Below are 22,260 nucleotides of genomic sequence, written 5' to 3' on the forward strand. Positions count from 1 at the left end.
CCGTCGCCTGCTACCGTTGGCGAGAAGCCCCGCGCCTCGCGCGCGCCGGCAACCGGAGCAGCCATCATGAAAACCGCCGCCTTCGCGTGCCTCGCCGCCGTACTCATCGCCGGCTGCGACACGCCGCCCAGGGAACACGACACGCCAGCCGCCAGCCCCATCGCCGACGCGCACAACGCCCGCAACGCGCTGGACTGGGACGGCGTCTACGAAGGCACGCTTCCCTGCGCCGACTGCCCCGGCATCCGGACCCGGCTCACGCTGCGCCAGGATGGCCGCTACGAACTGGAGACCCAGTATCTCGACCGCCAGCCGCGCGCCGACCGCGTCGAGGGCAGCTTCACATGGCAGCCCGACGGCACGCGCATCACCCTGGACCAGGCCGGCGACGGACGGCAGTATTTCGTGGCCGAGGGGCGGCTCATCCAGCTTTATGTGGACGGCACGCGTCCCCAGGGTCCGCTGGCCGGCAACCATGAATTGCAGAAGGTGGAGAACCCCGGCCGTTAAGCGGCCGTGTCATCTTTTTTCCTTATACTTTCGCCTGGGCAAAGCCGCTTCGACGGCCACAAGAACAACTACCGGGAACCGCCATGCCTTTCGCCAGCTTGCTTGGCCGCCTCGCGCTCTGGGCCGCGCTCTATGTGGCCTGCGCCTATTTGTCGTTCTCCCTGGACGATCCCGTCACGCAGGTGTCCTTCGTCTGGTTCCCCGCCGGCGTCGCCGTCGCCGCCTTCTTCGCCATGCCGCGCGGCGCCTGGGCGCCCCTGGTGGCCGCGCTGTTCGCCGCCGACCTGGGCCTGTCCGCGCTGACCGGCCATCCCCTGGTCCCCTCGGCCTGGCTCGCCGGCCTGTCGCTCGCCTCCACGCTCGGCATCGCCTGGCTCTCGCAGCGCTATGCCCAGGGCCGGGACGATCTGCACGCGGTGCTCGGCTGGGTGGCCGTCACCTTCGTGGTCAGCGCCCTCGCCGCCGTGGCCGGCAGCGCGGGACTGGCGCTGATCAAGCACGAAGTCCTGTGGGAGGCCGTCTCCGACCTGGCGTGGATATGGTGGGCCGCCACCGTGACCGGCGTGCTGTTCGGCGTCTCGGTGCTGATGGGATTCATGGGTTTTCGCACGGTCGAGGCGCCGCCGGGGCCGATCGGCCGCACCGTGGGCATCGCCGCCTGGCTGCTGCTGGCGGCCATGACCTGGTACGTGTTCGGCGTGCACCGCCCGTCCACGTCCGAAGCCCCGCTGCTGCTGGGGCTGGCCTGCATCCCGCTCGCGCTGGCCACCGTGGCGACGCTCAGCGGCGGCAACCGCATGGGTTCGCTGGCCGTGCTGACCATGGCGGCCATCGTCATCTACCACTCCAACGCCGGGCGCGGCCCCTTCTTCCTGCGCGGCTTCCTGCCGGGCGAACCCCTGCTACTGGTCCAGTGCTACCTGGTTTCGGTCGCCATGCTGCAGGTCTTCGTGCGGGTGCTGACCCGCGGCATCCGGCGCCCGCGCACGGCCGGTGCCGACGGCCGCGAGACCCTGTACCGGCTGGACCTCGCCTCGGGCACCATCGTCTGGGACGCGCCGCCCGATGCCCGTCCGGGCCCCGGGACGCTGGACGAAGTGCTGCGGCAGGTCCACCCCGACGACCGCCAGGGCCTGCGGGAACGCCTGCGGGCCGCCGACGGAACGCCCGGGCTGGACCGCCCGTTCCCGTTCCGCCTGGCGACCGCGCCCGACCACTGGACGACCGTCGTCGACCTGAACCGGGGGGCCATGATGGGGCCCGACGGCGCCTTCATCATCGGCAGCTGGCGGCTGCCCACGCCGCACCACGGCGCATAAGGGAACCCATGATCCAGCTCGCCCTGCTTCTGTTCGGCGCCGGCTTCGTCCGCAGGAACATCCATCTGCTCATCCTGGTCGGCCTCGTCTGGGCCGCCCTGGGCGTGGTCATCACCCTGGACGGCGTGGACGGCGCGCGCTACTTCCCCCTGACGCTGTTCGGCGCGCTGCTGCTGTTGGAAAGCCTGGTCACGCTGACGGTCGCCGGCAGCGGCATGGGCGCCCAGAAGGCGGTGCTGGCCTTCAAGGGCGGCATCTTCCTGCTGGTCGCCCTGCTGATCCTGGCCGGCGGATCCATCAGCAACCTGCTGCTGGCCATCATCCTGGGCCTGACCTACTTCGTGCTGGGCGTGTTCCAGATCGCCTCGGCCTGGGTGCTGCGCTACGACCGCTGGCGCCTGTCCGTGCTGGGCGGCTGCGCCCAGGTCCTGTTCGGCCTGTTCCTGTTCCAGCCCTACCCCACCCACTACGCCGGCACCGTCTCGTACTTCATCGGCATCACCATGCTGGTCGCCGGCGTCAACACCATGCGGGTGGCCGCCCGGGCGCGGAAGCTGAGCGAGCAGTCGTCCATGTTCGACCTGCTGGCGCCCGTGGATCTGCGCGGGACGAACGCCGGCGAGCCGCCGCCCGCGCAGCAGCCGGCGCCCGACGGCCCCTTGACCGTCCACGTCTGGACCCCGGAAGGCTCGGCCAAGGACAAGACCGTGTCGCGGCCGGTGTTCAACCGCTACATCGCCGCCGTCGACGTGCAGGGCGTGATCTCGACCGGGCACGCCGCCATGGAAGTCCCGCCTTCGACCTACATCAGCCTGTATCCCGCGGTGGACATCGACCGATCGCCGTCCGAGTTCTTCAATCTATTGAAGGCGGTCAAGGAGAACGACGTCCCGGGCAAGTTCCAGCCCGACTACGCGACCGAGTCCAAGGCCTGGTGCCCGTCGAACTGGCAGGTCAGGTTCGAGCGGTACGACCACCAGAAGCTCCAGGACTTCTGGCTGCGCTACCGCGGCCAGGAAATCTACAACCTGACGCGGCGCAACTGCTCCAGCTCCGTTTCCTACGCGCTGGAATCCGCCCTGGACGGCGTGCTGGACGACCGCAGCCGCAGCGTGCGGCAGGTGCTGCGCACCCTGTTGATGCCCGAACTGTGGATCGCCGCGCAGGTGCGCCAGCGCGCCCAGGTCATGGCCTGGACCCCCGGCCTGACGCTGGACTACAGCCGGGCCCTGCGCGCGGTCATCCATCCCGTCCAGCAATCGTGGGTCTCGCGCTTCCTGGCGGCCGCCACGCGCATGACCTCGCGTAGCGGGGCCTGAGGCGGGGCAGGCCCGCACGGACGATTGCCCATTGCTCGAATTCGAGCAATAATGACGACAACGCAATAGCTGGTGAGCCTAAGGGCAAAAGCGTTGACTGCCGCGCAAGCGGTTCCGCCAAAAGCGGAGGCAACAGACAGCCAGACTACGGGGCCCCTTCGGGGGCCTTCGCTTTTTCAGCTCCTGGGAGGCCGAGGCTTGACGCCCTGCAGCGTCAGTTCGACCAGCCGTGTGAACTTGATGGAGCCCCGCATGGACAATTGCCGGCTCAAGGCCAGTTCATAGGCACTCTGGATGGTCAGCAACACTGCCGGACCGGCTGAATCCTTGACCCTGAGGACGTTGAAAAACACGCCATACAGCGCGGTCTTCCCCTCAGTGACAGGCACGTCTACCGTCACATAGTTCTCATTCTTGGCGTAGCCGCACCTGCGGGTGGCCAATCCACGCGCAATCGTCGGCAATCGCGGGGACAAAGCATAACGACCGGGACAGAAGCAGCGCGTTTCGCGCTCATCCTTATAGAGCTGTGAATGGCCACCACTCTCTGCACGCGCGCGCGTGAAACAGTGCATGGCGAATGCCACGCGAATTTCGACGCGCCTCTGGTCGCTGATGGGCAACTCATACCGGAAAGGATGCAGGTGAGTCAGTGGATAGACCCGGCCGGCCGCATCGACATGAGGTGCCCAGCGCATCATGCCCTCGTTCCAATTGACCCCCATTGCCCCTTCCGTGCCCATGAATCCGTGAGGCGGCAAGTATGTCCCGCCGGCCTTATTCGCAGGGCGGAACATCGGACCGCAATGCCCACGGGACAAGAAGGTCCGGGTAAGGGCTCTCCCGAATACCCACCCCCCTTGAAAGCCCCCCATGCCATCCCTATAATTAGCACTCGATTGCAGAGAGTGCTAACAACGCCGCCCACGCGGCGTCCAGGCCTCCGGCAACCGGCCGAGGCGCCGCGTTACGGCGTGGCACCGGCCAAATGCGGCTTTCCAGCCTCTTTTTCTGACAAATAGACGTCAACTTCGAACATCAGGAGTTTGTATGGCCCTCCGTCCCCTGCACGATCGCGTGATCGTCAAGCGCCTGGACAACGAGCGTAAAACCGCGTCCGGCATCGTCATCCCCGACAGCGCGGCCGAAAAGCCCGACCAGGGCGAAGTGCTGGCCGTCGGCCCGGGCAAGAAGACCGAAGACGGCAAAGTGCTGCCGGTCGACGTCAAGGTCGGCGACAAGGTCCTGTTCGGCAAGTACGCCGGCCAGGCCGTGAAAGTCGACGGCGACGAACTGCTCGTCATCCGTGAAGAAGAAATCCTGGCGGTGATCCAGTAAGCCTCGCGGCCCGCTGTCCGATCCCCCAGCATTCAACACACTATTCAAGGAATTTCGTAAATGGCTGCCAAACAAGTCCAGTTCGGTGATGACGCCCGCGCCCGCGTCGTCCGCGGCGTGAACGTCCTCGCCAACGCCGTCAAGGTCACCCTCGGTCCCAAGGGCCGCAACGTGGTTCTGGAGCGCTCCTTCGGCGCCCCCACCGTCACCAAGGACGGCGTTTCCGTCGCCAAGGAAATCGAACTGAAGGACAAGTTCGAGAACCTGGGCGCCCAGCTCGTCAAGGAAGTGGCTTCCAAGACCAGCGACAACGCCGGTGACGGCACCACCACCGCCACCGTGCTGGCCCAGGCCATCGTGCACGAAGGCCAGAAGTACGTGACCGCCGGCCTGAACCCGATGGACCTGAAGCGCGGCATCGACAAGGCCGTCGCCGCCGCCATCGAAGAACTGAAGAAGATCAGCAAGCCCTGCTCGTCGAGCAAGGAAATCGCCCAGGTCGGCTCGATCTCGGCCAACAGCGATTCGTCGATCGGCCAGATCATCGCCGACGCGATGGAAAAAGTGGGCAAGGAAGGCGTCATCACCGTCGAAGACGGCAAGTCGCTGGACAATGAACTGGACGTCGTCGAAGGCATGCAATTCGACCGCGGCTACCTGTCGCCCTACTTCATCAACAACCCCGACAAGCAAGTCGCCGCCCTGGACGATCCCTTCGTCCTGATCCACGACAAGAAGATCAGCAACATCCGCGAACTGCTGCCCGTCCTGGAACAAGTCGCCAAGTCGAGCCGCCCGCTGCTGATCATCGCTGAAGACGTCGACGGCGAAGCCCTGGCCACCCTGGTCGTCAACAACATCCGTGGCATCCTGAAGACCACCGCCGTCAAGGCCCCGGGCTTCGGCGACCGCCGCAAGGCCATGCTGGAAGACATCGCCATCCTGACCGGCGGCACCGTGATCTCGGAAGAGACCGGCCTGTCGCTGGAAAAGGCCACCCTGCAAGAGCTGGGCCAGGCCAAGCGCATCGAAGTGGCCAAGGAAAACACCACGATCATCGACGGCGCCGGCGACAGCAAGGCCATCGAGGCCCGCGTCAAGCAGATCCGCACCCAGATCGAAGAAGCGACCTCGGACTACGACCGTGAAAAGCTGCAAGAGCGCGTGGCCAAGCTGGCCGGCGGTGTTGCCGTGATCAAGGTCGGTGCTGCCACCGAAGTCGAAATGAAGGAAAAGAAGGCTCGCGTCGAAGACGCCCTGCACGCCACGCGTGCCGCGGTGGAAGAAGGCGTGGTGCCCGGAGGCGGCGTGGCCCTGCTGCGTGCCAAGCAAGCCATCAAGGACACCAAGGGTGCCAACGCCGACCAGGACGCCGGCATCAAGATCGTCCTGCGCGCCATTGAAGAGCCGCTGCGCACCATCGTCGCCAACGCCGGCGACGAGCCCAGCGTCATCGTCAACAACGTGCTGAACGGCAAGGGCAACTACGGCTACAACGCCGCCACCGGCGAATACGGCGACATGGTCGAAGCCGGCGTGCTGGACCCCACCAAGGTCACCCGCACCGCCCTGCAGAACGCCGCCTCGGTTGCTTCGCTGCTGCTGACGACGGAAGCCACCGTGGTCGAGCTGGTCGAAGACAAGCCCGCTGCTCCCGCCCCCGGCGGCATGGGTGGCATGGGCGGTATGGGTGGCATGGACTTCTAAGAAGTCCTGCCGCCGGTCCCGGGCCCGCCCGGGACACTGCTTCGAAACCCGCGAGCGTCCGCGCTCGCGGGTTTTTTCGTTTCGGCGGGTGCTACCGCATTTGGAGGATGACTCGCCGAATAGCGGTTCATACCATGGGCGTGCATACACACTTGGCAAGGACCGCTCCGCCATGGACTCGGACAACAGGATCTTCCATCGCCGCCTGGCCCGGCTCGCCCTGCTCGGGGCGGCCACGCTGTTTTGCGGCGCCGCCTCCGGCGCGACGTATTGCTCGTTCGTCAATCGCGACGACGGGGGCAACCGCAAGTTCACAGTGCGTATCGACACGGCCCGGTTCAAGGGCGAACCGGTGGCCGTCAACGATTGCACCCCAAGCACGATCATCGAGCTGATCACCCACCGGAACTACCAGACCCCGGAGCCGCTCTGGCTATCCTCGGGCTTCGACGAGGACCGGAATCGACTCAGCTACAAGCTGGTCATGAAACAGAGCGGGGGCTATTCCGGCCTCGCCCAGGCCATCATCGTCGAAGCGACCGACAGCAGCGAAGTCGGCGACGTGTATCCGATCCACCTGGAGCCCGTCGACTCCATCAACGTCATCTTCGTTTCAGGGTCCAACAACCAGGCGCGCGAGAAGGTCCCGAAACGCAAGTACATCCTCGAAGGCAAGTTCAATTCGAATTGACGTTGGCCTGGGCTCTTGACCGGGTTGCGTATCGCAACTACATTTGTTGCGATACGCAACCCATGAACAAGAATCCATGGAAACCATGGCAGCGCCCCCTCCTCCCGCCGACTCTGTCATTCGGGAACTCCGCGAGTTCTCCCGCAAGCTGGTCCGCGAACTCGGCTTCATGCGCACCACCCTGGCGGATACGGATCTGGCGCCATCGGCGGTCCATGCCATTCTCGAGATCGGCGCCGCGCCCGGGATCCATGCGAAGGATCTCGGTCATCTGCTGAAACTGGACAAGTCAAATACGAGCCGCCAACTGGCCCGGCTCGAGGCGGGGGGCCTGCTCAGGCGTCAGGCTGCCGAAGACGACGGGCGTTCGGCGGCGCTTCATCTGACCCCCGCGGGGCAGGCGCTGCGCAGGAAGATCGACCGGTTCGCCACGGCCCAGGTGTCGGATGCGCTGCGGCGCCTCGTTCCCGTCGACCAGCGGGCCCTCGTCCGCGCGCTGGCCCAGTATGCGGAGGCCCTGGCCGCAGGCACCGGCTCCGGAGCCGCGGCCCGGGGCCCCTCCGCCGGCATCCATGAGGGCTACCTCCCGGGCTGCGTCGGCGACATCGCCAGCCTGCACGCCCGCTTCTATTCGGAAAACTGGGGCTTCGGCGTCTTCTTCGAGAAGAAGGTGGCCACGGAACTGGCCGCTTTCGCGCAGGCGCTGCCCGCCGACGGCAAGGCCTTGTGGCTCTACGTGGAAAACCGCCGCACCCTGGCCTCCCTGGCCCTGGACGGCAATCCGGCCTCGGGCATCGCCCATCTGCGATGGTTCATCGTCGACGATGCACTGCGCGGCACGGGCGTCGGACGGGAGCTGATGTCTCGCGCGATGCGGTTCGTGGACGACCGTTTCCAGGAGACCTGTCTGTGGACGTTCAAAGGCTTGGACGCGGCGCGCCATTTGTACGAATCGTTCGGCTTTCGCCTGGTGCAGGAATCGGAAGGCGAACAATGGGGGGCGAGAGTCACCGAACAGCGGTTCAGCCGTCTTCGCCCGAATCCCCACCCGGATTGACGGCGCCTGGCCATCCCGCGAATTCGACCGCAAGGAGCGGAGTGCCGGGCCGCGCCCGGGTTCCTACACTGGCCTCACCTTCAACGAAGCGAGTGATGCGCCATGAACACCCCCTCTACCCTGTTTTTGCTGAGCCGCATCGAGTCGCCCATGGGCGGCATGCTGCTCGTCACGGACGCGCGGCAGGTCGTGCGCGCGCTGGACTTCGCCGACCATGAGGCGCACCTGCATCGAGGCTTGCGCGAACACTACGGCCGTGTCGAGTTGGCCGAAGCTTCCCCGCCCGCCGGAATCGCGCGGGCCCTGGCCCGGTACTTCGCGGGTACGCTGGACGCGCTCGACGCCCTGCCGACGGAGACGGCCGGCTCGCCGCTGCAACGCCGGGTCTGGGCCGCGCTGCGCGGCATCCCGGCCGGCACCACCACGAGCTATGGCAAGCTGGCCCGCGAACTGGGCTTCGACGATCCGCGCGCGGCTATCGCGATCGGCACGGCCAACGGCGCCAATCCCATCGCCATCATCGTGCCGTGCCATCGGGTCATTGCCAGCAGCGGCGATCTGAAGGGCTATGCCTGGGGCCTGCCCCGCAAGCGCTGGCTGCTGGAACACGAGAAGGCGATCTCCCCACAGTCCGCCACCGTGGAAACCGCGGCGCTTCCCGGGTTCTGACCAGGGGCGCTCGCATGCATGCATCCACCACCGCCATCGACCGCCTGGACTGGGCCGGCATCGCCGAACGGCTGGACCAGGACGGCCATGCGCTGCTGCCGGGCCTGCTGGACCCGGAGGCGGCACGCGACCTGGCTCGGCGGACAGCGGCCACGCGGGCCGCCCCGGCCTTCGGCAAGCCTGGCCACGGGGAATGGTTTCATTTCGGCATGCCGCTGCCGGCGCCGTGGGCCGAGTGGCGCGTCACGTTCTATCCTCATCTGGCCATCATCGCCAACCGCTGGAACGCGCTGCTGGGCAACGATGACCGCTATCCCGCGGACCTGGATGCACTCCTCCAGCGCGACCGGCGCGCGGGACAGGACTGGCCGCAGTCGTACCTGAGCCGGCTGCGCGCGGGCGAGCACGTGCCGCTGCACCAGCGCGGCGAAGGCGAGCATGTGTTTCCGCTGCAGGTCGTGGCGCTGCTGTCCGAAGCCGGCCGGGATTTCCAGGGTGGCGAGTTCGTGATGACGGAGCGGCGTCCCCGCATGCAATCGCGTCCCATGGTGCTGCCGCTCGGGCTCGGCGACGCGGCCGTCATCGCCACGGCGGCGCGCCCATCCAAGGGCTCGGGCGGCCACTATCGGGTTCATCTGACGCACGGCATCAGCCGCGTGCATCAGGGCGAGCGCATGGGTATGGAACTGTCTTTCCACGACATGCGGTAAGCCGGGCATCCGTTCCGAATGGTAAACACAGCGCAACAAAACGACCGTTTCACGTCAACTTTTTTTTGCGTATTACGCATAAGAATAAATGCGGCCCATCTTGCGGCCGGAGGTCGCCAGGCGCGTCGATCGAATTTCCGATTACCGTAATCCAGGGCGCCCGCCTACCCTCTTTCATCCGATATCAATGATCGAAAATGGCCAATTCGTTATAGGCAAGTAATTGCGCAGCACACATATATTCTGCTAAGTGCTTGTTTTTCAAAAATAAACACTCGCAATGAAATATTGCGCCACGGCTACCCGGTGGGATAAATTTTGCCCGCCTACCCGTGGTTTTTTCTTCCCGGGCCACGGCACTCAGACGCAAGGTCATGCTTTAAGAATACGTGCCGGAAACACGTAGCTCCGCCTTGCCAGAATGGGCGCAGACCCCATGAAGAGACTCTCTTCGGCCGAATAGGCCCTTGTCCCATCCCCTCTCCGGGGGACACACCACCCGTACTCGCGTTCTCCCGCATTCCGCCGCATCCGCGTCCGGAATCGCCGTGCTTTGGCACGCGCGAACGCATCCATCATCCGAGACAAGGACCATCCATGGACGCCACTTCTTCCGTCATCAACTATCTTTCCGGCCGCCAGGTATCGGTGCAGTGGAAGATCTTCCTGCTATCGACCGCGCAGGAACTGGCCGAGAAATTCTCGGCCGCCGAATTGCGCACCTTCATGCGCCGCGTAGGCGGGCGCTTCGGGCGTGAGCTGCCCGTGCCGGCCTGCACCACGCTGGACGACATCCAGCTGGCCATGAGCCAGATCTGGACGCGCCTGGACTGGGGCTGGGTCGAGATCACGGACGAAACCGATCATCTGCACCTGCAGCACTATTGCGCCCCCCTCGAGGCCGCGCTGGGCCGTGAAGCCCTGGCCTGGACGCCCTCGTTCCTGGAGGGTGTCTACCAGCAGTGGTTCGAGCAACTGGGCGCCGGCGACAGGCTGCGCGTCTCGCAGGTTTCCGACTTCGACAGCATCGGCGGCATAGGCTTGCGCCTGGGATCGCCCGTAGCGGCCTGAGGTGGCCATGGATACGACCAATCATCCCGAGGCGGGGGATACGCCCCAGCCCGCCACGCCATCGGCCCTGCCGCCCGTGAGCCGCTGGCCCGCCCTGGCCCAGCGCCGCACGGTGCCAGCCGTGGGCAGCGTCGCGGGCGACCAGGCGGCGGAGCCGTCCACCGTGTACGTCCCGCCCACCCGCTTCCACGCCGCCGATGAAGCATCCGTGGCCCAGGAGCCGGCCGCCGGCCCGGACGCCGGCCAACCCGCCCTGGCGCAGACCGCCGCGCCGCCTCCGGCTCCGTCACTGCCTGCCTCCGCGGACGAGCCGATCGCGGGGATCTTCGCACGCCTGCGCGGCTACGCCGACGACGGCCGGCCGGATCCCCAGGCCATGCCCGCGCTGTTCCGGCGCCTGCTCAGGAACTGATCCATGAAGCCGAGCCAGACCCGAAGGAGAACGGCGTGAGTCCGCTGCCGCCAGCCGTTCCCACCTCCCACCAGGCACCGGCAGACGCCCGCGCCGACCGCCTGGCCGCGCTGCCGCTGTGGAACCACCCGCTTGTCCGGATCGTGCTGGCCGCCGTGGCCTGCTTCAGCCTGGCCGTCGTCATCACCGCCCCGCTGGAAGCGCTGCCGCAACTGCTGCTGTCCCTGGTGGCCCTGGTGGCCGCGCTGGTATTGCGCAACGTCGCGGGGCGCCTGCCGACGGTGTTGATGGTGCTCCTGTCGGCGACGATGTCGCTGCGCTACATGTACTGGCGGCTGACCTCGACGCTGGACTTCCAGAGCTGGCTGGACATCGCCTTCGGCTATGGCCTGCTGCTGGCCGAGATCTATGCCCTGTCGGTACTGCTGCTGGGCTATCTGCAAACCATCTGGCCGCTGCGCCGGCTGCCGGCCGCGATGCCCGCCGATCCGGCGACCTGGCCGTCGGTGGATATCCTGATCCCGACCTACAACGAGCCGCTGGACGTGGTGAAGCAGTCGGTGCTGACCGCCGTCTCGCTGGACTGGCCGGCCGACCGCTTGCACATCTTCGTGCTGGACGACGGCCGCCGCAAGGAATTCCAGGACTTCTGTTCCGAGCTGGGCGTGGGCTACATCGCGCGCAGCAACAACGAATCGGCCAAGGCCGGCAACCTGAACGCGGCGCTGGAGCTGACCAGCAGCGAGTACGTGGCCGTGTTCGACTGCGACCACATCCCCACCCGCTCCTTCCTGCAGATCTGCATAGGCTGGTTCCTGAAGGATCCGAAGCTGGCGATGCTGCAGACGCCCCACTATTTCTTCTCGGCCGATCCGTTCGAGAAGAACCTGCATACCTTCCGCGCGGTGCCCAACGAGGGCGAGCTGTTCTACGGCCTGGTCCAGGACGGCAACGACCTCTGGAACGCGGCGTTCTTCTGCGGTTCGTGCGCGGTCCTGCGCCGCAGCCAGCTCGAGGAAGTGGGCGGCATCGCCACCGAGACAGTGACCGAGGACGCCCACACCGCCCTCAAGCTGAACCGCGCGGGCTACAACACGGCCTACCTGGCCGTCCCGCAGGCGGCCGGCCTGGCGACGGAAAACCTGTCCCGCCACATCGGCCAGCGCGTGCGCTGGGCGCGCGGCATGGCCCAGATCTTCCGCGTCGACAACCCGCTGTTCGGCAAGGGCCTGAGCCTGAGCCAGCGCATGTGCTACCTGAACGCCATGCTGCATTTCTTCTACGGCCTGCCGCGCCTGGTGTTCCTGACCGCGCCGCTGGCCTTCCTGTTCTTCGGCGCGCACGTGTTCCAGGCGTCGGCGCTGATGATCACGCTGTATGCCTTCCCCCACCTGATCCACGCCAACCTGACCAGCTCGCGGATGCAGGGGCGCTTCCGCCACTCGTTCTGGAACGAGGTCTACGAATCGGTACTGGCCTGGTACATCATGCGGCCGGCACTGCTGGCCCTGATCAACCCCAAGCTGGGCAAGTTCAACGTCACGGCCAAGGGCGGCGCCCAGGGCCAGGCGTGGTTCGACTGGGACATGGCCAAGCCCTACCTCGTGCTGCTGGCCCTGAACATCGCCGGCCTGATCGCCGGCCTGATCTCGCTGGCCGTCGTCGACTATGACTCGGGCGGCCTGTTCACCCTGGCGATCAACCTGGTCTGGACCCTCTACAACATCATCATCACCAGCGCGAGCATCGCCGTCGCCCGCGAGGAGCGGCAGTTCCGCTCGCAGCCCCGCGTCGCCGCGCAGATCCCGGCCATGCTGCGCCTGCCGAACGGCAAGACCGTGGCGTGCAGCACCACCGACTATTCCGCGACCGGCCTGGGCATCCAGCTGCCGCCGGAACTGGAACGGCTGGAGATCGGGCAGGAACTGCACGTGGCCCTGTTCCGCGGCACCGAGCAGCGGGTCTTTCCCGCCACCATCGTGTTCTCGACCGACCACCACCTGGGCCTGCGCTTCGAATCGCTGACGCTGCAACAGCAGGTGGAAATGGCCGAGATGACCTTCGCGCGCGCCGACACCTGGGCCGAGAACTGGGGCCAGAACACGCCCGACGCGCCGCTGGTCGGCCTGCGCGAGGTCGTGCGCATCGGTGTGCTCGGCATGAAGCAACTCGCCCTACACGGAGGCCAGGCCGTGCGCGCCCGGCTGCAAGCCCGTCCTATCCAAACCAGGATGAAGAATCGATGACAACAACCAGAAATCTTCCCCGCAAGCGCGCCTACGCATTGTCCGCCAGGCCGCTCTCGGTGATGCTGGCCGCCGCGCTGCTGCTGAACTCGCTGCCGCTGCAGGCCGCCACCCAGCCGGCTCCGGCCGGCGGCGAGGCCCCCGCCAAGCCCGAGCAACTGGTGTCGGGCGGCCGTACCTATGGCGTCACGCTCAAGCAGCTCGGCGCGGGCACGCCCATGGTGATCCGCGGCGTGGAAGGCAGCTTCAGCCTGCCCTTCGACATCCGCGCCGACGAGGTCGTGTCCTCGGCGCGGCTGCGCCTGCGCTACACCTATTCGCCCGCGCTGCTGGCCGACCTGTCGCACATCAACGTGCTGGTCAATGGCGAAGTCGCGGCCTCGGTGCCGGTGCCCAAGGAAAGCGCGGGCGAGCCCAAGGAAACCGTGGTCGACCTGCCTTCGCAGCTCATCACGCAATTCAACAACCTGAACGTGCAGCTCATTGGCCACTACACGATGGAGTGCGAGGATCCCCTGCACTCCAGCCTGTGGGCCAACGTCAGCAACCGCAGCACGCTGGAGCTCACGGTCACGCCGCTGGTGCTGGCCAACGACCTGTCCATCCTGCCCCTGCCCTTCTTCGACCGGCGCGACAGCCGGCCGCTGACGCTGCCCTTCGTGTTCGCCGCCGCGCCGGACAACACCACCCTGGAGGCGGCCGGCATCCTGTCGTCGTGGTTCGGAGCGCTGGCGAGCTACCGCGGCGCGCGCTTCCCGACCGCCGTCAACCAGTTGCCCACCAAGGGCAACGCCATCCTGCTGACCACGGGCGAGCTGCGCTCGGGCGGGCTCGACCTGCCCGCCCCCAGCGGGCCGAGTGTCACCCTGGTCCCCAATCCCAACGACATGTACGGCAAGCTGCTGGTGCTGGGCGGCCGCGATGCCAAGGAACTCAAGCGGGCCGCCCAGGCCGTGGTCACGGGCAGCAAGGCGCTGACCGGCCAGCGCGCGGTCATCACGCAACTGGCGGAACTCGAACCGCGCAAGCCCTATGACGCGCCCAACTGGCTGCGCAGCGATCGTCCGGTCAAGTTCGGCGAACTGGTGCCGCCCACCAGCCTGAACGTCTCGGGCTTCGCGCCTCCCACCATTCCGGTCGACCTGCGCCTGCCGCCCGACCTGTTCGGCTGGCGCGAGAGCGGCATTCCTCTGGACCTGCGGTATCGCTACACGCCCCAGCAACTGTCGACCAGCTCGACCATGACCCTGGGCGTGAACGACCAACTGGTGAAGTCGTTCCCGCTGCCGTCGATCGAACGCCTGAACGGCGGCGAAGGCCTGCTGGCCAAGCTCCAGACGGACAGCAGCATTCCCGTGCGGGCGCAGATGGAGCTGCCGCTGCAGCTGATGCCGCCGCGCTCGCGGCTGCAGTTCCGCTACCAGTACGACTACATCAAGGAAGGCCAGTGCCGTGACGTGATCATCGACAACGTCCGCGGCGCGATCGAACCGGATTCGACCATCGACATCTCCGGCTTCAAGCACTACATCGCCCTGCCCGACCTGGCCGTGTTCCACAACAGCGGCTTCCCGTTCACCCGGATGGCGGACCTGTCGCAGACCGCGATCATTCTTCCGGACAGCGCCGGCACCGCCGAGTACAGCGCCTACCTGGGCGTGCTGGGCCGCCTGTCGGAATCGACCGGCTATCCCGCACTGAACGTCACGGTCGCGCGCGCCGAGCAGGTTTCCGGCCTGGCCGACAAGGACCTGCTGGTGATCGCATCGGGCGACAACCAGCCCCTGCTCAAGCAATGGAGCAGCCAGCTGCCCGTCTCGCTGGCCGAGGGCGGCCGCCGCTTCAGCCTGTCGGACTGGGTCTACCAGGCCTGGAACTGGGTCGTTCCCAATCCGCGCGAGGACACGGGCAAGGCCCGCAATTCGCTGTCCTTCACGACCGACGGCGCCAGCGTGGTATTCGCGGGCTTCGAATCGCCGCTGCGCAGCGGCCGCAGCGTGGTCGCGATCTCGGCCACCCGCCCCGAAGGCCTGGCCGAAGCCGTGGATGCGCTGATCGGCGAAGACCGGACCGAGTTCATCCAGGGCAGCGTATCCGTCGTGCGCGGCAAGCAGGTCGACTCGCTGGTCTCGGGCCCGACCTACTACGTGGGATCGCTGGGCTTCTTCAAGACCATCCAGTGGTACGCCGCCCGCCAGCCCTGGATCCTGCTGCTGCTTGCCGTGTTCGGCATCGCGCTGCTGGGCCTCCTGGTCTACATCGCGCTTCGCGCCCGGGCGGCCCGCCGCCTGAACGCCTGAGCGACGCCGGTGGCCAGATGAAGACGTACCCAGCTATCGGGCGGCTGACATGGCGCCTGGCCGCCATGGCGTCGGCGCTGTCGTTCGCTCTGGCCGGGCCGGCGGCCGTCCGCGCGGCCGCCGGCCCGGACGCGTGCACGCCCGCGTGGCCACTGTGGCAGGCATTCGGGACGCACTTCATCCAGCCCGACGGCCGGGTGCTGGACGCCAGCACACCGCGCCTGCACTCCTCGTCCGAAGGGCAATCCTACGGCATGTTCTTCGCCCTGGTCGCCAACGATGCGGCCGCCTTCGACAGGATGTGGCGCTGGGCCGTCGACAACCTGGCCGGCGGCGACATCGGCGCCCGGCTGCCCGCGTGGTACTGGGGCAAGCGCGAAGACGGCACCTGGGGCGTGCTGGACGACAACTCCGCCTCGGACGCCGACCTGTGGTTCGCGTATGCGCTGTTCGAGGCCGGCGAGAGATGGCGCCGCGACGACTACCTGCGCGACGCGCGGGCCCTCGTGGCCCGCATCGAGGCCGAGGAGACCGTCGAACTGCCAGGCCTCGGGCCCATGCTGCTTCCCGGCCGCCGCAGCTTCGCGCGGCCGGACTCGCTCTGGCAGATCAACCCCAGCTACCTGCCGCTGCCGCTGCTGCGCCGGCTGGCCACGGTTTCGCCGTCGGGTCCCTGGGCCCGGATCGCCGACAACACCGCGGCCTTGCTGGCCGCCGTCAGCCCCAAGGGCTACGTGGCCGACTGGGTCGCCTATCGCGGCGCCTCGCCCGCCAGCGGCCTGTTCGTGGTCGACCCCATCAAGGGCGACCTGGGCAGCTACGACGCCATCCGTACCTACCTGTGGGCCGGCATGGCCCCCACCAGCGATCCGCTGGCCGCCCCCATGCTGCAAGCCCTGCGCGGCATGGCCGCCTCGACCGCGAGCGCCGGCACGCCCCCCGAACGCGTACGCGCCATGACAGGCCAGACCGAAGGCACCGGACCGTTCGGCTTTTCGTCGGCGCTGGTGCCCTACTTCACGGCCAAGAAACAGCCCTGGCTGGCCGACCTGCAGCAGCGCCGCGCCCAGGCCCTACTGGACGAAAGCCTGCGCACGGCAGGTCCCGGCCGCCAGCCCCCCTACTACGACGTCGTGCTCAGCCTGTTTGGATTGGGCTGGGCCGAAGAACGCTATCGATTCCTAAGCACTGGACAAGTGCAACTATCCTGGGAGAAAACATGTCCGCCCACCGTCGCTCGCTAGCGCCCCGGCGCCGGGCCGCCCCAAGCCCGGGCCGCGCTGGAGGTGGTTTTCTGACGGCCGGCCTGCTGGCCGCCCTGGCCATTTCCCCCAGCCTGAACGCGCAGACCCCGTCGGCAGCCCCCGCGCAGACGCCTTCGGCCACGACCACGTCGCTGCTCGAACAGGGCCGCTACTGGCAGGCCCGCAACAACGACGCGCGCGCCGCCGAAGCCTGGGGGCGCCTGCTGCAGGCGGATCCCAAGAACACCGAGGCGCTGTACAACCTGGGCCTGCTCGAACTGAAGGCCAACCGGCCCGCGCGCGCACGGGAGTACCTGGCGCAGCTGCGCGCGCTGGGCACGGCTGAAGTCGATGCGGTGCGGCTGGAGCAGGAGATCACCCTGCGCGCCGGCGACAATCCGAAAACGCTCGAACAGGCCCGGCTGCTGGCCAGCTCGGGGGAGATCGACAAGGCCGTGGTGCAGTACCGGTCCGTGTTCGGCGGCAAGGCCCCGCAAGGCCGCATCGCGCTGGAATACTACAGCTACCTCGGCTACACCAACGACGGCTGGGACGAGGCGCGCCAGGGCCTGGAACGGCTACAACGCGAAAGCCCCGACAACGTCCAGGTCTCGCTCGCGCTGGCCAAGCTTCTGACCCGCAAGGAAAGCACCCGAGCCGAAGGCATCCGCCGCCTGGCCAGGCTGTCGTCGCGCCAGGACGTCGGCGGCGACGCCGACGAAAGCTGGCGGGCGGCGTTGACCTGGTACGGTGATCCCCGCCCCGCCGACGCTCCCCTGTTCGAAGCCTACTTGAAGGCCCATCCGGACGACACCGAGATCCGCCAGCAATACAGCCGCACACGCAGGGCCGGAGGAGGCACCGCGGCCCGCGCCGCCACGCCCTCGCCGCAAGACGCGCAGCTGAGCCGCGCATTCAAGGAACTGGAAGGCGGCAACCTCGACAGCGCCGAAGCGGACCTCACCGCCCTGCTCCAGGCCAATCCCAACCACGCCGACGCGCTGGGTGGCATGGGCGTCCTGCGCCTCAAGCAGGAGCGTCCCGACGAAGCCGTGGAATTCCTCACGCGCGCCACGCGGCAGCCGCGCTCGCGCGGCGGCTGGCAACAGGTGCTGGGCGTCGCCCGGTACTGGTCGCTCAACGCCAGCGCCGAACGCGCCCGCGAAGCCGGCGAACTGGAAAAGGCACAGCAGCAACTGGAACAGGCCGTCAAACTGTCGCAGAACGATCGGACGGCCGAAGTCGCGCTGGGCGGCGTGCTGGCCGAGCGCGGCCAATACTCCCAGGCGGAGAAAATCTTCCGCGGCGTGCTGGCGCGCGACAAGGACAACCTTTCCGCCCTGCAAGGCCTGGTGAACGTGCTGGCGCAGACCGACCGCATGGAGGAAGCGCTGCGGCTGGTCTCGCAACTGAGCCCGGCCGACCAGCAGAAGATAGGCAGCGTCGGCCAGTTGCGCGCCACCCAGGCACGCAACGATGCCCGCAAGGCCAGCGAACGGGGCGACTACCCGGCCGCGCGACGGCTGCTGGAAGACGGCCTGCGCGCCAATCCCGACGATGCCTGGCTGCGCCTGGACCTGGCACGCCTGTACCTGAAGACCGGCAGCATCGCCGAAGCGCGCGGCGTGGTCGACGGCCTACTGCTGACCAACCCCGACGACCCCGGCGCATTACAGGCCAGCGCCCTGCTGTCCGCCGAAGTCCAGGACTGGGACGCGGCGCTCAAGACGCTGGACAGGATCCCGGCCCGCAACCGGACCAAGGAAGTCATCGACCTGCAGAAACTCGCCTGGACCCAGTACCAGGTGTCGCAGGCGGTCACGCTCGCCCGGGCCGGCAAGCCGGAGCAGGCCAAGGCCATCCTCGCGCAGCTCGAACCCGAGGTGGCGCAAAGCCCGGGACTGATAGGCTCGCTCGCGTCGGCCTACATCGACGCCGGCGACAACATGCATGCCTTGAGCATGTTGCGCCAGGCAGTGGCCCGCACCTCCACCCCCGACAACGACCTGCTGCTGCAATACACGGTCGTGCTGCTCAAGACCGACCAGGACGCGGAAGCCGCGGGCATCCTGCGGCAATTGCAGACGCAGGCGTTGAACGATCGGCAGACCCGCAGCTTCGACGATCTTCGCAAGCTCTACACCGTGCGCCAGGCCGACGCGCTACGCCAGCGCGGCCGCATCGCCGACGCCTACGACGTGCTGGCCCCGATGCTGGCGAAGTATCCCAACGACCCGCTGGTCGTGGGGGCGCTGGCGCGCATGTACTCGGCGGCCGGCGACGGCGCCAAGGCGCTGGCCCTGCACCGGCAATTGCTGGAGAAGGATCCCGACAATGCCGAACTGCTGACCGCCGCCGCCCAGGCCGCGGTGCAGGCCAGGAATACCGACTACGCCGAGGCAGCGCTGGCCAAGGCCGTCAGCCTGCAACCCAGGAACCCGACCGTGCTGGCCTCGGTGGGCCGGGTCTACAACAGCATGGGCAAGAGCGGCAAGGCGGCGGAATACCTGAAGGCGGCCCTGGCCGCGCAAGCCGCGGCCAAGGTTCCGGCGGCCCAGCAGACGGTGGCAGCGGCGCCGGCTCCCCGGGTCAACGACGACAATCCTTTCGCCAGCCTCCCCGGCCAGGTCCGCAGCAATCCGCCGGCCCAGCGGGTGGCGGGCGCGGCACCGGCGGACACGACGACCGTCTCCTACGGCGGCCCCGTCTTCGGTACCCAGGTCACCGCGCCCGCCGCCTACGCCGCGGCGGCACGCGGAGACGGCGGACGCGCCGCTGCCGCGCCGGCGCCCGCGGCGCTGGCCGCGCCCGTCCCGGCAGCGCGCGCCTCGTCCAGCGCGGAGCCCGCGCCGGTCGTCTCCTCGGTCCGCGCGGACCTGGAACCCGCGACCGTGCAGGCACCGTTCGTCGCCACGGTATCGGCGCCGCCTCCGGGTACCGTCCCGCCGCCCTCCCCCGGCGCCATTCCCGACCCGGTGATCGGCCTCGAACCCGCCCCCACCCTGCCGCCGTCCCCCTTCCGCCGGCCCGGCGGCTCGCAGGCCAACCTGGCCAGGGCCTCGGCCGCGCCTGCTGCGCCCAAGACGCTGGAAGAAGAACTGGATGCGATCCAGCAGGCCCGCAGCGCGACCATCACCGTCGGCACGACCATCCGCCAGCACAATGGCGCCGGCGGCATGGGCCGCATGCTGGACGTGGAAACGCCAGTCACGGTGGACTTCCCCGTCGGCGACGGCCGCGCCTATGTCCAGGCCACCCCGGTCACCCTGCGCGCCGGCTCGGTCGGCGGCGATTTCGCGTCCAGCAGCCAGTTCGGCGGTGGCCCCGCCGCCGCGAATGCCCAGCAACAGGGTGCCGTCGGCGCACCCGGCTCGCAGAACGCCAGCGGCGTGGGCGTCGCGGTGGGCTACCAATTGTCGGGCCTGAAGCTGGACCTGGGTGTCACGCCTTTCGGTTTCCGCTACCAGAACATCGTGGGCGGCGCCCGCTTCGACGGCGAAGTCGCCAACGAGGACGGCCCGCGCCTGTCCTATGGCGTGGAAGCCTCGCGCCGCGCGGTTACGGACACGGTGCTCTCCTACGCGGGCACGCGCGACAGCCGGACCGGCGAAAGCTGGGGCGGCGTGACGGCCACGGGCGGACGCCTGCGCGGCGGCCTGAACTACGATGGCTACGGCTTCTACGGCAGCCTGGGCTGGCACAGCCTGAACGGCCACAACGTGCAGTCGAACAGCCGGCTCTCGGGCGGCGCGGGTTTCTACACGCAGCTCATCCGCGAACCCAACCGCACCCTGACCTCGGGCCTGGACCTGACCGTCTTCGGCTACGACAAGAACCAGGGCTACTACACGGTGGGCAATGGCGGCTATTTCAGCCCGCAGCGCTTCGTCGCGCTCAGCGTGCCGCTGGCGTGGGCGGAGCGCCAGGGCCGCTTCAGCTACCAGATCAAGGGCGCGATCGGCGTGCAGCACATCAAGCAGGACGCCGCGAACTACTTCTCGGATCCGGCCCGCCAGGCCCAGGCCGAAGCCGTCGCCGCGGCCTATGGCACCCAGGCCAGCTACGCCGGCCAGAGCAAGACCGGCATCGGCTACGGCCTCGCGCTGGCCGCCGAATACCAGCTCGCGCCCAAGTGGTTCCTGGGCGGCAATTTCAGTATCGACAATGCGCGCGACTATCGGCAATACAAGGGGGGCGTCTACGTACGCTATGCTCTCGAGCCGCAAACGGGTCCGGTCCCCATGCCGGTACCTCCCTTCGCCTCGCCCTACGCGAGTGAATAAACGCATCACCTTACTGCTGTAGGTATCACCGGAGTACGAAATGGTTTCATTGATCGCTGGCCTGACGATCCTCATCATCGGCGACAGCCACCTGGCCACCCCGTCCTACCTGATCGGGTCGCTGCACGACGGCCTGCTCCGGCAGGGGGCAAAGAGCGTGCACACCATAGGCGTGTGCGGCACGACGCCCGCCGAGTGGCTGACCGCAACGCCCGGCTCCTGCGGCGGCGCCGAGCGCATCGGCAACGCCAAGGCCGTCGTCAAGGGCAAGGCCGCCGCGACCGAACCCATTTCTCAGTTGATCGCCAAGGAAAAGCCCGACCTCGTCGTCCTGGTCTTCGGCGACACGATGGCCGCCTATACCAAGCCGGACTTCCCCAAGACCTGGGCCTGGCAACAGACGACCTCGCTGGTCAAGGCCATTTCCTCCACCAACACCAAGTGCGCATGGGTGGGGCCGGCCTGGGGCAGCGAAGGCGGCAAGTATGGCAAGACCTATCCCCGCGTCCAGCTGATGTCGAAGTTCCTCGAGGCCAATGTTCCGCCCTGCCAATACATCGACTCGCTGAAGTTCGCCAAGCCCGGACAATGGGCCACGGTGGACGGCCAGCACTTCACGCAGGCCGGCTACAACGCGTGGGGCTCGGCCATCACGCAGGCGCTGGCCAGCGCGCCGGCAACCAAGGGAGCCAACGGCAAATGAAACCCACCCTGACCGCAGCACTGGCCTGCCTGCCCGCGCTGACCGCGCACGCGGCCGGCATCCCGCTCTATCCGACGGGCCCCGCCGAGGACTCGGCCTTCGTGCGCTTCGTCAACGCCACCGCCGCGCCGCTGGAAGTCCAGGCCGCCGGCACCAGTGCGACGCTGGCGCTGCCGGCGGACAGGCCCGCCTCCGGCTTCATGCCGGTGGCCGCGAGCAAGCCGGTCAAGGGCACGCTGGTCGGAGGCGGCCAGAACCTGCCGGTGTCGGTCACGGTCAAGCCCGGCGAGTTCGCCACCGTCGTCGCGCTGGACAAGAAAGCGACCGTGGTCATCAAGGAATCGCCCGACGACTTCAACGCCATGCGCGCCTCGCTGGCGCTCTACAACGCCGATCCCGCCTGCCGCCACGCCGGGCTGCGCACGGCCGGCCGCAACGTCGGCATCTTCGAGAATGTCGGCCAGGGCCAGGCCAAACGCCGCCTGATCAACCCCGTGGCCGTGTCGGTGGAGCTGACCTGCGACGGCAAGCCGCAAGGCGCGGCCCGCGACCTGGGCGCGCTCGAGGCAGGCCAGCGCTATACGGTCCTGGTCGTTCCCGGTCCCCAGGGCCCCCGCACGCTGTTCGCCAACGACGCACTGACCCGCTGACCCCGCTTCCCGAGTTCCCCCACAGGTCGTC

The 22,260-nt window shown here is 67.9% G+C and carries 18 protein-coding genes; 17 read left to right on the plus strand and 1 reads right to left on the minus strand.

Translation table 11 applies throughout. The features are described 5' to 3' along the window. The first annotated feature begins 66 nt into the window (after positions 1 to 66). The 3 genes from WKR98_RS27050 to WKR98_RS27060 all read left to right on the plus strand — a co-directional run bounded on the left by WKR98_RS27050 (position 67) and on the right by WKR98_RS27060 (position 3,148). Positions 67 to 510: a copper resistance protein NlpE gene (locus WKR98_RS27050; RefSeq protein WP_341435177.1), complete on the plus strand. Its 444-nt coding sequence runs from the start codon at positions 67 to 69 to the stop codon at positions 508 to 510. 83 nt (positions 511 to 593) lie between these two features. Then, positions 594 to 1,829, plus strand: coding sequence for an MASE1 domain-containing protein (locus tag WKR98_RS27055; RefSeq protein WP_124691022.1), 1,236 nt, complete (start codon positions 594 to 596; stop codon positions 1,827 to 1,829). Positions 1,830 to 1,837: 8 nt separating this feature from the next. Beyond that, positions 1,838 to 3,148, plus strand: a complete 1,311-nt coding sequence (locus tag WKR98_RS27060; RefSeq protein ID WP_341435178.1) for an HdeD family acid-resistance protein — start codon at positions 1,838 to 1,840, stop codon at positions 3,146 to 3,148. Between the two features lie 176 nt (positions 3,149 to 3,324). Here WKR98_RS27060 and WKR98_RS27065 read toward each other — a convergent pair whose 3' ends face one another. Next, positions 3,325 to 3,849 (minus strand): hypothetical protein, encoded by a 525-nt coding sequence (locus WKR98_RS27065; RefSeq protein ID WP_341435179.1) that lies wholly within the window; start codon positions 3,847 to 3,849, stop codon positions 3,325 to 3,327. A gap of 349 nt (positions 3,850 to 4,198) precedes the next feature. Between WKR98_RS27065 and groES the strand changes: the two genes are divergently transcribed. From groES to WKR98_RS27135, 14 genes are all read left to right on the plus strand, one after another. Beyond that, the gene (gene groES, locus WKR98_RS27070; protein ID WP_087781765.1) at positions 4,199 to 4,486 is read left to right on the plus strand and encodes a co-chaperone GroES; all 288 of its coding nucleotides are present in this window, start codon (positions 4,199 to 4,201) and stop codon (positions 4,484 to 4,486) included. Between the two features lie 60 nt (positions 4,487 to 4,546). After that, positions 4,547 to 6,193: a chaperonin GroEL gene (gene groL / locus WKR98_RS27075; RefSeq protein ID WP_124691025.1), complete on the plus strand. Its 1,647-nt coding sequence runs from the start codon at positions 4,547 to 4,549 to the stop codon at positions 6,191 to 6,193. Positions 6,194 to 6,365: 172 nt separating this feature from the next. Beyond that, positions 6,366 to 6,884, plus strand: coding sequence for a hypothetical protein (locus WKR98_RS27080; protein ID WP_341435180.1), 519 nt, complete (start codon positions 6,366 to 6,368; stop codon positions 6,882 to 6,884). Positions 6,885 to 6,960: 76 nt separating this feature from the next. Continuing rightward, positions 6,961 to 7,941, plus strand: a complete 981-nt coding sequence (locus WKR98_RS27085) for a bifunctional helix-turn-helix transcriptional regulator/GNAT family N-acetyltransferase (protein WP_341435181.1) — start codon at positions 6,961 to 6,963, stop codon at positions 7,939 to 7,941. A 102-nt stretch (positions 7,942 to 8,043) separates the two neighbouring features. Beyond that, a complete protein-coding gene (locus WKR98_RS27090; protein WP_341435182.1) occupies positions 8,044 to 8,610 on the plus strand; it encodes a methylated-DNA--[protein]-cysteine S-methyltransferase in 567 nt (188 codons plus the stop codon). Positions 8,611 to 8,624: 14 nt separating this feature from the next. Continuing rightward, a complete protein-coding gene (locus tag WKR98_RS27095) occupies positions 8,625 to 9,320 on the plus strand; it encodes a 2OG-Fe(II) oxygenase (RefSeq protein WP_341435183.1) in 696 nt (231 codons plus the stop codon). A gap of 597 nt (positions 9,321 to 9,917) precedes the next feature. Then, positions 9,918 to 10,391: a cellulose biosynthesis protein BcsD gene (gene bcsD / locus WKR98_RS27100; protein WP_341435184.1), complete on the plus strand. Its 474-nt coding sequence runs from the start codon at positions 9,918 to 9,920 to the stop codon at positions 10,389 to 10,391. 7 nt (positions 10,392 to 10,398) lie between these two features. Next, the gene (locus tag WKR98_RS27105; protein ID WP_341435185.1) at positions 10,399 to 10,803 is read left to right on the plus strand and encodes a hypothetical protein; all 405 of its coding nucleotides are present in this window, start codon (positions 10,399 to 10,401) and stop codon (positions 10,801 to 10,803) included. Positions 10,804 to 10,838: 35 nt separating this feature from the next. Next, on the plus strand, positions 10,839 to 13,049 hold the full coding sequence (gene bcsA, locus WKR98_RS27110; RefSeq protein WP_341435186.1) for a UDP-forming cellulose synthase catalytic subunit: 2,211 nt from the start codon (positions 10,839 to 10,841) through the stop codon (positions 13,047 to 13,049). Then, positions 13,046 to 15,349, plus strand: a complete 2,304-nt coding sequence (gene bcsB / locus WKR98_RS27115; RefSeq protein WP_341435187.1) for a cellulose biosynthesis cyclic di-GMP-binding regulatory protein BcsB — start codon at positions 13,046 to 13,048, stop codon at positions 15,347 to 15,349. The genes bcsA and bcsB overlap by 4 nt, the downstream gene beginning before the upstream one ends. 17 nt (positions 15,350 to 15,366) lie before the next feature. Then, positions 15,367 to 16,593, plus strand: a complete 1,227-nt coding sequence (gene bcsZ / locus WKR98_RS27120) for a cellulose synthase complex periplasmic endoglucanase BcsZ (RefSeq protein ID WP_341435188.1) — start codon at positions 15,367 to 15,369, stop codon at positions 16,591 to 16,593. After that, positions 16,569 to 20,876 carry a cellulose biosynthesis protein BcsC gene (locus tag WKR98_RS27125; protein ID WP_341435189.1) on the plus strand — a complete coding sequence of 1,436 codons (4,308 nt, stop codon included), beginning with the start codon at positions 16,569 to 16,571 and terminating at the stop codon, positions 20,874 to 20,876. Before bcsZ ends, WKR98_RS27125 begins: the two co-directional genes overlap by 25 nt. Before the next feature lie 40 nt (positions 20,877 to 20,916). Continuing rightward, positions 20,917 to 21,579, plus strand: a complete 663-nt coding sequence (locus WKR98_RS27130) for an SGNH/GDSL hydrolase family protein (protein ID WP_124691038.1) — start codon at positions 20,917 to 20,919, stop codon at positions 21,577 to 21,579. Beyond that, the gene (locus tag WKR98_RS27135; RefSeq protein WP_341435190.1) at positions 21,576 to 22,229 is read left to right on the plus strand and encodes an alginate O-acetyltransferase AlgF; all 654 of its coding nucleotides are present in this window, start codon (positions 21,576 to 21,578) and stop codon (positions 22,227 to 22,229) included. Before WKR98_RS27130 ends, WKR98_RS27135 begins: the two co-directional genes overlap by 4 nt. The last annotated feature ends 31 nt before the right edge of the window (positions 22,230 to 22,260 follow it).

The organism is Pigmentiphaga sp. YJ18 (genome assembly GCF_038066655.1).
In the GTDB taxonomy this organism is placed as follows: domain Bacteria; phylum Pseudomonadota; class Gammaproteobacteria; order Burkholderiales; family Burkholderiaceae_B; genus Pigmentiphaga.